General features: G+C 44.7%; 13 protein-coding genes and 1 pseudogene. 9 read left to right on the top strand and 5 right to left on the bottom strand.

Annotation, left to right across the window (positions count from 1 at the left end; translation table 11 throughout):
- Nucleotides 1-142: 142 nt before the first annotated feature.
- On the top strand, nt 143-403 hold the full coding sequence (locus PCH05_RS26840) for a hypothetical protein (RefSeq protein ID WP_127607758.1): 261 nt from the start codon (nt 143-145) through the stop codon (nt 401-403).
- Nucleotides 404-492: 89 nt separating this feature from the next.
- On the opposite strand, the gene PCH05_RS26835 is transcribed toward PCH05_RS26840, so the two are convergent.
- On the bottom strand, nt 493-849 hold the full coding sequence (locus PCH05_RS26835; RefSeq protein ID WP_127607756.1) for a winged helix-turn-helix transcriptional regulator: 357 nt from the start codon (nt 847-849) through the stop codon (nt 493-495).
- Between the two features lie 272 nt (nt 850-1121).
- Between PCH05_RS26835 and PCH05_RS26830 the strand changes: the two genes are divergently transcribed.
- Both PCH05_RS26830 and PCH05_RS26825 read left to right on the top strand, forming a co-directional pair.
- The gene (locus PCH05_RS26830; protein WP_127607754.1) at nt 1122-1784 is read left to right on the top strand and encodes a nitroreductase family protein; all 663 of its coding nucleotides are present in this window, start codon (nt 1122-1124) and stop codon (nt 1782-1784) included.
- A 107-nt stretch (nt 1785-1891) separates the two neighbouring features.
- Nucleotides 1892-2095 (top strand): hypothetical protein, encoded by a 204-nt coding sequence (locus tag PCH05_RS26825; protein ID WP_127607752.1) that lies wholly within the window; start codon nt 1892-1894, stop codon nt 2093-2095.
- 84 nt (nt 2096-2179) lie between these two features.
- On the opposite strand, the gene pdxR is transcribed toward PCH05_RS26825, so the two are convergent.
- Entirely contained in the window at nt 2180-3616 is a 1437-nt protein-coding gene (gene pdxR, locus PCH05_RS26820) for a MocR-like pyridoxine biosynthesis transcription factor PdxR (RefSeq protein ID WP_127607750.1), read from the bottom strand.
- A 178-nt stretch (nt 3617-3794) separates the two neighbouring features.
- Between pdxR and PCH05_RS26815 the strand changes: the two genes are divergently transcribed.
- The 6 genes and pseudogenes from PCH05_RS26815 to PCH05_RS26785 all read left to right on the top strand — a co-directional run bounded on the left by PCH05_RS26815 (nt 3795) and on the right by PCH05_RS26785 (nt 7704).
- On the top strand, nt 3795-4091 hold the full coding sequence (locus tag PCH05_RS26815) for a transporter suffix domain-containing protein (protein WP_246049969.1): 297 nt from the start codon (nt 3795-3797) through the stop codon (nt 4089-4091).
- On the top strand, nt 4081-4506 hold the full coding sequence (locus tag PCH05_RS26810) for a MarR family winged helix-turn-helix transcriptional regulator (protein ID WP_127607748.1): 426 nt from the start codon (nt 4081-4083) through the stop codon (nt 4504-4506). The genes PCH05_RS26815 and PCH05_RS26810 overlap by 11 nt, the downstream gene beginning before the upstream one ends.
- Before the next feature lie 280 nt (nt 4507-4786).
- Nucleotides 4787-5596, top strand: coding sequence for an alpha/beta fold hydrolase (locus PCH05_RS26805; RefSeq protein WP_127607746.1), 810 nt, complete (start codon nt 4787-4789; stop codon nt 5594-5596).
- A 144-nt stretch (nt 5597-5740) separates the two neighbouring features.
- Nucleotides 5741-6175: a YciI family protein gene (locus tag PCH05_RS26800; protein ID WP_127607744.1), complete on the top strand. Its 435-nt coding sequence runs from the start codon at nt 5741-5743 to the stop codon at nt 6173-6175.
- A gap of 886 nt (nt 6176-7061) precedes the next feature.
- Nucleotides 7062-7223 (top strand): annotated as a pseudogene (locus tag PCH05_RS28165) (transposase); the annotation flags it as partial.
- A 49-nt stretch (nt 7224-7272) separates the two neighbouring features.
- The gene (locus tag PCH05_RS26785; protein ID WP_127607741.1) at nt 7273-7704 is read left to right on the top strand and encodes a hypothetical protein; all 432 of its coding nucleotides are present in this window, start codon (nt 7273-7275) and stop codon (nt 7702-7704) included.
- A gap of 19 nt (nt 7705-7723) precedes the next feature.
- On the opposite strand, the gene PCH05_RS26780 is transcribed toward PCH05_RS26785, so the two are convergent.
- The 3 genes from PCH05_RS26780 to PCH05_RS26770 form a co-directional block, all read right to left on the bottom strand.
- Nucleotides 7724-8347 carry a DUF3238 domain-containing protein gene (locus PCH05_RS26780; protein WP_127607739.1) on the bottom strand — a complete coding sequence of 208 codons (624 nt, stop codon included), beginning with the start codon at nt 8345-8347 and terminating at the stop codon, nt 7724-7726.
- A gap of 117 nt (nt 8348-8464) precedes the next feature.
- Nucleotides 8465-8719, bottom strand: a complete 255-nt coding sequence (locus tag PCH05_RS26775) for a helix-turn-helix domain-containing protein (protein WP_127607737.1) — start codon at nt 8717-8719, stop codon at nt 8465-8467.
- A 43-nt stretch (nt 8720-8762) separates the two neighbouring features.
- On the bottom strand, nt 8763-9107 hold the full coding sequence (locus PCH05_RS26770; protein ID WP_127607735.1) for a sigma-70 RNA polymerase sigma factor region 4 domain-containing protein: 345 nt from the start codon (nt 9105-9107) through the stop codon (nt 8763-8765).
- Nucleotides 9108-9214: the final 107 nt, after the last annotated feature.

Below are 9214 nucleotides of genomic sequence, written 5' to 3'. Positions count from 1 at the left end.
ATTCAGGATAGGTTCTTTTTTTATGTTATAAAGCCATAGCTAGCTCCAGAGACGGTGATGATCATTGTTGATTTCCAGTGTTGTTTTTCCGATATATACATTAAATGGAATAGACTTGAATATTGCAAAAGAAGGGAATTGTATGAAAATATTAAAAATAATAGTTTCAATAGGTGTAAGCTTGATAGCGGGTTATGTCATTCCTTTTGCATTATTGTTATTCGGATTTTCATTAGGTGGAGATTTTAGGATTGCTGATCCAGATGGCTATTTATATTTAGCAGTCCTTGCCCTAAGTGTAGCCGTTTTTATGTTTACGATAGTTCGATTCAAAATATATGGGTATAGCTTTCTTGCACTTTTTATAGGCTTTTGTGCATTTCTTATATTGTTGTACCCGTAAGAATTACGATAACCCTATACTAAAAACGTGAAGAGGAGAGGCCGGAAATGCCTCTATTCCTTTCGGCTATTTCCTCTCATTACCCAACTTCAACGGGGGGTGCCATCATCAACGTGTTTCGATCGTTCCCCCCAGTTTTCACCCCATATGCGCATTTCCCGAAGTACCGGGATGTACGCTCTTCCTTTATCTGTTAGCGAGTACTCAACTGTTACGGGTCCGGTAGGAAACACCTGGCGATGGATGACTTCATGCTGCTCCAAATGGCGCAAAACATCCGTTAATGATTTGATGCTGACGTTGTCTAAATTTCTTCGCATTTGATTAAATCGCTGGGGGCCCAGACTTAGTAAGGTAAGGACCAAAATAGACCATTTTCCGCGAACAACCTCCAAGGCCTCACGAATGGAGATAAGGCATTGTTCATCCTCTTTGCTTACATCCACAGAAATCACCCCTTACAATAATATAGTTAGCCTAATTTATAGTGCTATATAAAAATAATGTGTCTACTTTCGATTATACATTTAATGATTTATAGTAACAATAAGACGTTTAACTGCTATGGATCGCTTAAGCAGAGGAGTCTTATCAAGCTTAGGGAGAAACATGAACCCGAAACTGTAACTATGTATGTTTTAGTTTGTGTTTCAACTGCTTTTTAATTAAAAACCTTCTGTGCCAGCGACCGGCACAGTAATGATGAGGAGGAGACAGCATGTCCGGTACACAAACGTCCCAAAAGGTGGAGGAGCAGCCGTTTTTCAAGATTATTCAAGATCGGCGGTCCGTACGCTACTATGATGCCGAAGTAAAGATCTCACAAGAGGACATGAAGGAAATCCTGCAGCAGGCTGCGTGGGCTCCTTCAGGCGCCAATCTGCAGCCGTGGCGGTTCCTTGTCATCGACTCTCAGGAGCTAAAGCAAAAACTGCTTCCGATTGCCAACAGCCAGCAGCAAGTGATAGAGGCTTCCGCTGTCATTGCGGTACTCGGAGACTTGGAAGGTTATACATTGGCCGGGAAAATTTACGGAATGGCGGTCGATGCGGGTTATATGCCTGAAGAGACTGCTGCATCTTTCGTGGAACGTTACCAAGGGCTGTTCGCGAGCATGCCTCCAGAGAACGTTCTCCGAAAAGTATTCATCGACAGTGGATTGGTATCCATGCAGCTTATGCTTGTCGCCCGCGCTAAAGGCTATGATACGGTCCCGATGGGCGGCTTTGACCAGGCTAAATTTGTAGAAGCGTTTGATATTCCGAAGAGATACGCTCCTATTATGCTTATCGCCATCGGCAAGGCAGCGAAGTCCGGACATCCGACGGTAAGATTGCCGATAGAGGATGTCGCTTTCTTCAATGAAATGCCGAAGGGCTAATGATCCAATTGGATGGTCCAAAAGATCAGGGAATGGATGGTGACAAGGGGCGGCCGCTTCCATATAATGAGACGAGTTTAATCAGGAGCCCATATAGGAGGGGGAACATGACCGGATTACTCATTCTTGCCGTGGTCGTGATGATCGCTGGTTTTGTCGCCACCATGATGATCGGCGAATCGAAAAGCAATAAAAAGGCAGACCCGAATTATTTTAAGTTTACGGGGAAGAAATGGGCGCGTCTCAGTGGCATTTATATCGCCTGCATTATTTTGCTGGCTGTCATTATGATCGTAATTTGGAACCCGTAGCACGCCATAAAAGGAAAAACAACCGCGGAGTCGTATGCACTCGGTGGTTGTTTGGCTTTTTAGCAGGTAGAGGGCCAGGCACGATTACGGGGTCAAGGCTCGCAGTGCTTTGGCAAAACGGGCAATCCCGGGCCCGATATCCTCCGTTTTTGCGCGTGCAAACGTGAATCTCACGAAGCCGGAATCCGAGCCGTACACGCTGCCCGGCACGAACACGACTCCATGCTTAATCGCTTCTTCCAGCAGCTTGGCGTCATGGATCGCGGGAATCAGCCTGCACCACATATGAATTCCCCCTTGAGGAATTTCATACTGGACGGCATCCGGGAGCTCCTTCTGCAGCGCTTCAATCAGTAGATCGCGCTTATAGAGAAGCTGCATGCGCAGTCGATCGAGATGAGGCTCGAAATGCTCCGATGACAAAAATTGGGCCGCTACCTGCTGCGGGATGACGCTAAGTCCGAAGTCCATCTGCTGCCGGGCATCCGCCAATCTTTCAACGATGGCGTTCGGGGCTACCATCCATCCGATTCGCAGGCCCGATGCCGCGATTTTGGATAATGATCCTATGTAGATGATGGAGCCGGTTGAATCAACCGATTTGAGGGATGGACGGGGGAGACCGTTGTAATCCGTTAAGCTGTACGGGTCATCTTCGACGATCGGCAGGCCGAGTTCCCTTGCGGCTTCAAGCAGTTTGGCCCGTCGCTCCTCATGCAGCACCATCCCGGTCGGATTTTGAAAATTAGGATTCGTGAATATCATCTTGATACGGTGTTTTTTGTATAACGCATGCAGGTCATCCGGACACATGCCATCATGGTCCACCGGCAGCCGAAACAGTCGGAGCCCGGCAGACTGGAACATGGGCAGGGAATAGGCATAGGAAGGATCCTCGATCGCGACGGCATCGCCGGGAGACAACAGGCATTGCGTAATCAGAAATAAAGATTGCTGCGACCCCGACGTGATCAGAATGGAAGACTCGGTCGTCTGAATGCCGCGATATTTATCCAAGTAAGCGACCAGTGCCTGTCTAAGCGGTATATATCCCTGCGGGTTCACGTAACCCAAATAGGAAGCATAATGATGGTCCTGCATCAACGCAGCGATTTCATTCAAAGGGGCCAAGTCCCCGGAGAGTTCGCCGCTTGCGAAATCGATTAGGGACGGATTCTGTTGAAGGGCTTCCCGAATCCTTCTCAGGAAAGGCACGTTCGGCAGAAAGCTGCCGCCTTCGGCATACCGTTTCCAGTTGGGCGTGTGCCTTGGCGTAGCTCCCCATTTATGCTGGCTAACGCGGGTGCCGCTTCCGGATCGGCTCTCAATGATTCCCAAGGCCCGAAGCTCGGAGAAGGCCAGAATTACCGTGCTGCGGTTGACGCCGAGCTGTTCGGCAAGCTTCCTTTCGGAGGGCAGCAGGCTGCCCGGCGGGAATTCCCCATATGCAATTCGTTGTTCCAGATGATCGGCAATTTGTTCATATACCGGCTTGCGGCTCTGTCGATCAGGCTTCCACATCATCTTCACTTCCTTGGCAGTACATAATGGATAGCAGTAATTTATATCATACCACTAAAAATCGATCCAATGCCGGAGTTTTCCCCGTTACCAAGGGGTATGCGCTTGCAATTTTGTTCACGATGAAATATAGTTTAGTTAAATAAACTAAAATAGTTACTCCGAAGGAGATTTTGAATTGGCAAACGAAATGGTATCAAGCGAAAAGAAACGAAAGAAGGCCTTTATTTATAAACTTGGCATCGGGCTTATCGTCCTTTCTCTTTCGCTGTGGCTGGTTCCCGTGATTATCCCGTTTACCCCGCTTTCCGTGAAGGCTAAGGCGGGCATTATCACCGGAAGCTTGATCGTGGCGGAAGTGATGTTCTGGATCGGCGCCGTGCTTGTCGGAAAAGAAGTAGCCGCGAAATTCAAAGGCTATTTGAATCCGGCGAATTGGGGAAAGAAAGGCGGAGCAAGAAAGCATGATAAATAAAAATATCGCGGAGCGAATCAATCACACGATTGAAGATATCTGGATCGTCCTTGAAAAAAAAGAACGGGCTTATACGAATTTTAAATTGAATAACCAGCAGTATGTACTGCTTACGCAAATTATTCGCCATCCGCTCTCTTCTCCGACAGAACTGGCCGAAATCATGGATATTACCAAAAGCGCCGTCAGTCAGCAGCTGACCAAGCTTGAAGCAGAGGGCTACATCAGGAAAAGGCAGCATGAAGACGATAAGCGCGCATATTCCATTGAGTTAGGAGAGAAAGGGCGGCTCTATCAGCAAGAGATGGAGGCCTTCCATCAAGAAATTACCGACAAATACCAAGCGAGTTTATCCGCTTCCGAACTGGAAAATATGTTGTCGATGCTTCAAAAACTGCGGGAACTGCTCGAATAATCCTGGTATACTCGAATCGAGTAGGCTTGCCCACGCGGATAGAGAAGCATAACACCAAGAACCCTTGCCGATACATGACCCATGTAAGCGACAAGGGTTTTTTAGATCGTTACTGTAGCCAAACCTTAATCTAATGATTCGCATGGCTTTCTCTTCCTGATCGCCGAAATTTTTTTTGTTTTTTTTTCTGTCAGCCTGTCGATTTTGTCTCGGCCCGTTCGTTGTCGATATAGAGGCCGGAATCACCGGCGAAAAAATCAAAGCAAAAGGGGAATTTCTTATGAACACGGTAACTTCGAAAGACGGAACGAAAATCGCTTATGACAAAATCGGCAGCGGTCCCGCCATCATCCTAGTGGCTGGCGCGTTCAGCTACCGCAAGTTTCCGGCGCAGGTGCAGCTGGCTGAGCTGCTGGCAGGGCGCTTCACGGTTTACAATTACGACCGGCGCGGTCGCGGGGACAGCGGGGATGCTGCTTGTTACGCGGTAGAGCGCGAAATTGAGGATTTGCAGGCGATAATCGACGAAGCGGGAGGCAGCGCTTATGTGTGGGGCTTATCCTCGGGCGCGGTGCTGGCGCTTCAGGCTGCGGCATCCGGAGCCAACATCACGAAGCTGGCCCTCCATGAGCCCCCGCTGGTGGTCGATCCTTCCGATCGCATCCCGCCGGCTGATTTCACCAAGCATGTCAACGGGCTCATTGCCACCGACCGCCGGGCGGAAACGATCAAGTATTTCATGACGGAAGGCATGGGAGCGCCTGCCTTTGTCGTGACGATGATGCGCATGATGCCCGGCGTCTGGAGAAGGCTGCTGGCCGTCGCACATACGCTGCCGTACGATGCCGCTCTGCTGGATGGATTCATGGAGGGCAAACCCCTTCCGCAAGGCGCATGGACATCGGTCACGATGCCGACCTTGGTGCTGGAAGGCGTGGAAAGTCCCGGCTCCCTGCGCCGCGGAGCCCAGGCTCTGGCAGGCGTTCTTCCCAACGCGCGGCTGCTGAGCAAGAAGGGGCTTGGGCATACGAAAAAGCTGAATGCCAAAATCATTTCCGAGGAGCTCGCAGCCTACTTTACAGGCGCCTGATCAATGAACCCCACGAATAACGAATGATGAAAAAAGTTTTTAACGGATGTCGATTTTCGAACCCGGCATTCGTTGAATACATGAAAGCAGAACCGGGCAAGGATTGCCGGCAAACAAGCTCACCCAAAAAAGGAGGATACACATATGAGATTCATGATGATCGTCAAAGCTACAACCGATTCGGAGGCGGGGAAATTACCCAGTCCGGAGCTGATTGAAGCGATGCAAAAGTACAACGAGGAATTGGTCAAAGCAGGGGTTCTTCTCGCAGGCGACGGTCTGCAGCCGAGCTCGACCGGAATCCGCATCTCCTATCCGGAGCCCGGAGGCAAGCCGAAAGTGATTGACGGTCCGTTTACGGAGGCCAAAGAAATGATCGCCGGCTATACGCTGATCGACGTGCAGTCCCGCGAAGAAGCGATCGAATGGGCTTTGCGCATGCCGGACCCCCATGGTTTCGGACAGGGGGAGATCGAGCTCAGACAGGTATTCGAACCGCAGGACTTAACGGATGACACGGAATTGCTGGCCAAGGAAGAGGCGCTGCGCAAGCAGGTGGAGGAGCAGAAAAAGGCGTGAAATCATCCGTTTAAGGGAAAAAGAAGTATCGGTGGATTACCGGCTTTTTTCTTTTATTGTCAATGTTATAATAAGAGGAGATTGAAGAATGATCCTTATCGTAATCATAGGATCGAATTAAGGTAAAGTGAATTTGCTTCTCGCTAAAGTTAAATATTTTAAGTGTAACATGTGAAAACCCTTTTGTTCTTAACAAAAGGGTTTTCACATGTTTAATGTACCATATAAAAGACAACACTTTTTACTACGATACACTATATAGAAAGAAAAGACCTAAAAATGTTTTAGCTTAAGTCCGTAATATGATAACTATATAAGATGATTTAAAGATTCACCCAAATTAAACCTTGTAGCCCAAAACCGGGTAATAAAGAGTGAGACGATTGAAAAAAATATGTTAAAAATGGAAATTTTGGACGAAGTAGATGCTGTCTCATAATAAATGAGAAAAACAATAGATAAGCTGATGTATTGATGGCGGTCTTGGCTCTTTGGATTTGGCACCGGGGAAACCTCCAAAACTGACAGAACAACAAACTCGGAGCTCACGGAACTGCTAACTTACTAACATCCAGCAAACGTTGGATTTGAGGAAAAATACACCTGGAAGTTGAAACTTGCCATCCGTTATATCGAGCGTGGTCTGTCTTTGCTTTTGTATCAACTCAGACTTAGCTATACGAAAGCGGCGTACACCTTGGCTGCTGCGGACCCAGAAGAGCAATTGAAATTTTCGTGAGAATATCGCAACGGCAATGCTAATGGACGGAGACATAACTCACTTGCTCTTTGAAGATAAATCCATGATTCGTGCCTACCAATCCCTACGAGGACATCAAAGCAAGATTAAAACCTACGGCAAGTATATGAAGGTGCTAAACTCTTTGGCACACTGGACTATGAAACCCGCAAGGTATTTTACCAAGAAAGTGAATATTATGATGCCAAGGTGTTCAAGCAATTCCTGAAATCGGTTCTCAATGAATATCCTACAGGAAAAGTCGTTGTGGTGCTGGACAATGGAAGCGTCCAACCTATTATGAATTGATTGACAGATATTTTTGGATGATAATATACGTGAAAGGAGTGCTGTATTAATGATTAAAGTAATTTTGGTTCATTGCTTATTGTTTATTTGGTCTTGCATATCATTAATTGTTGGAGCCTATGCAGGGGTGGGACTATTTAAAGTTTCTTCTGGCGATGCTCAGTTTTTCGTTATAACTTCAGTAATAGCTCATCTGTTTGTATTTTTGCCGTACCTGTATATTGTATACTACATCATCGAAACTGGAATAAGTAAAAAAGTTATTCGGTATTTACTACTTCTGATTTCAAGCGTACTGGGTGGGGTAATTCCTTCATTCCTCATTATGATCACACACGGTACAATCAATTTTTTAAATCCTGCATCTTTACATTTTGAATATTTATTTGCTACAGACGGACTTATATTTGTAATTGGTTATATAGTGATAACTAGTTTAATAAGGCCTCCATTCAATGGAAAAAATAAGGGTGCCGTTTGAGAAAACGGCACCCTTATTATTATTTTAATACATCGACATTTCTCGCGGTAACAGATTGAGACATACCATCAGCTAAATCAAAGATACTTTTACCGTGGTCATATGGATTATACTGATACAAAGTCTTCCAATTAGAAGTGAGTGCATTTTTAGCGTAGACTTCATAAGCGGGAAATCCATCATGCCTTCCACTAAATTGAATTCCCCCGGATTTGTGAACATAAATGTCAAAGTCATAGTTAATTGCTGGAGCATATTCTAGTGGGTTTTTAATATTACATGTGCAGCGGAAATGGTAATAATCAGAAGTCTCTCCTTTTATACTTGACTGGATTACAGAAGTCTTGAGACCATCTGTCGAGGCGTGACCAGAAAATAAAATACTGGTCTTCCCTGTAAGATTTTCTCTTCGTTGAAGATTTGTAATCCCTGTTTGAACATAAGGAGTATAATCTCCACCATTGTTATTAAATTCAACATTGAGCTGTTGTGCAGTTCTAAAATTTTGTGTATTTGCAGTGTTAGGGTTAAAGGAACGATTATCTCCTTCATATGAATATGAATAAAATTCTTCCTGATAGGGCGCAAGTACCCATGCATCAGGTATAAATGTTACGATGCGAATATTAAAGTTGACTGCCATAATTGATCCTCCCTTACTTATTCGTTATTGAAAAGTAACGCATTGCCTAGGTACGATTGACTTTTCATAACTTTAAAGTGGGATTCCTAAAGGATTTAACAACCTGTTCTAAAAATTTCAGCAATTAATATCTGACTTTAGAAGGTCATCACAAAAAGTAGTGAAATTGGGAGTTTGGTCTAAGTCATAAGCCATAATTTTTTTTATTATAATTTCAATGATTGATTGTTGAATATCATCTTGTTCTACTCTTCTAGCTTGTAACTGGATTTTTTTAATAAGTGGTTGCATATTCGTTATTATCTTATCTAATGCTTGCTTGTCGCCAACCTGTGCTTTTTTAACAAGATCAAACAACATTTCATCACTCATCTGAAGTTCCCCTCCTTAATTATTGTAGCTATAAAGCATATTGTTATAGGGCCTTTTCGCTTAAACTTCTTCTTAATCTTTTGATTATGAGATTTCGCGTTTTTGAGACCGCTTGTTGAGTTATATTAAGTAAACGTCCAATTTCATAGTCTTTTAAACACAAACCATATGAAAGCGTTGTAATAGTTTGCTGTTTCTCAGTCAATGAGTTGAATAGAAGTTCAAGTTGTTCATTTTTAAAATCAAAATGATAATTTCCGTTATCATTTTTATGGGAAGATCGTTCTGAACAGCAAAAACTCTCTTCTCCTAAAATAGTATTACTTTCTATTACGTGGTTATCTAATACCAATAAATATCTCTTGTTATATCTTTGTTGTATTCTCATTAGATCAATAAAGTGAAATTTTATCACTGAACTTAAGTACTTAGTAACTCAACTTTCGCAGAGCAAAAACTAGCCTAAATCCTTGCAGCCACAGGGCTACTAAGCAA

The sequence above is a fragment of the Paenibacillus chibensis genome (assembly GCF_004001045.1).
Classification (GTDB): domain Bacteria; phylum Bacillota; class Bacilli; order Paenibacillales; family Paenibacillaceae; genus Paenibacillus_AQ; species Paenibacillus_AQ chibensis.
Note: the sequence above shows the minus strand (reverse complement) of the source record. Positions and strands in the feature narration are given on the sequence as shown.

Coding starts and splice junctions, on each gene's coding strand:
- PCH05_RS26780 (WP_127607739.1), bottom strand. CDS start 8,347: ATGGCAGTCAACTTTAATATTCGCATCGTAACATTTATACCTGATGCA.
- PCH05_RS26770 (WP_127607735.1), bottom strand. CDS start 9,107: ATGAGAATACAACAAAGATATAACAAGAGATATTTATTGGTATTAGAT.
- PCH05_RS26830 (WP_127607754.1), top strand. CDS start 1,122: ATGTCCGGTACACAAACGTCCCAAAAGGTGGAGGAGCAGCCGTTTTTC.
- pdxR (WP_127607750.1), bottom strand. CDS start 3,616: ATGTGGAAGCCTGATCGACAGAGCCGCAAGCCGGTATATGAACAAATT.
- PCH05_RS26825 (WP_127607752.1), top strand. CDS start 1,892: ATGACCGGATTACTCATTCTTGCCGTGGTCGTGATGATCGCTGGTTTT.
- PCH05_RS26800 (WP_127607744.1), top strand. CDS start 5,741: ATGAGATTCATGATGATCGTCAAAGCTACAACCGATTCGGAGGCGGGG.
- PCH05_RS26775 (WP_127607737.1), bottom strand. CDS start 8,719: ATGAGTGATGAAATGTTGTTTGATCTTGTTAAAAAAGCACAGGTTGGC.
- PCH05_RS26805 (WP_127607746.1), top strand. CDS start 4,787: ATGAACACGGTAACTTCGAAAGACGGAACGAAAATCGCTTATGACAAA.
- PCH05_RS26785 (WP_127607741.1), top strand. CDS start 7,273: ATGATTAAAGTAATTTTGGTTCATTGCTTATTGTTTATTTGGTCTTGC.
- PCH05_RS26840 (WP_127607758.1), top strand. CDS start 143: ATGAAAATATTAAAAATAATAGTTTCAATAGGTGTAAGCTTGATAGCG.
- PCH05_RS26810 (WP_127607748.1), top strand. CDS start 4,081: ATGATAAATAAAAATATCGCGGAGCGAATCAATCACACGATTGAAGAT.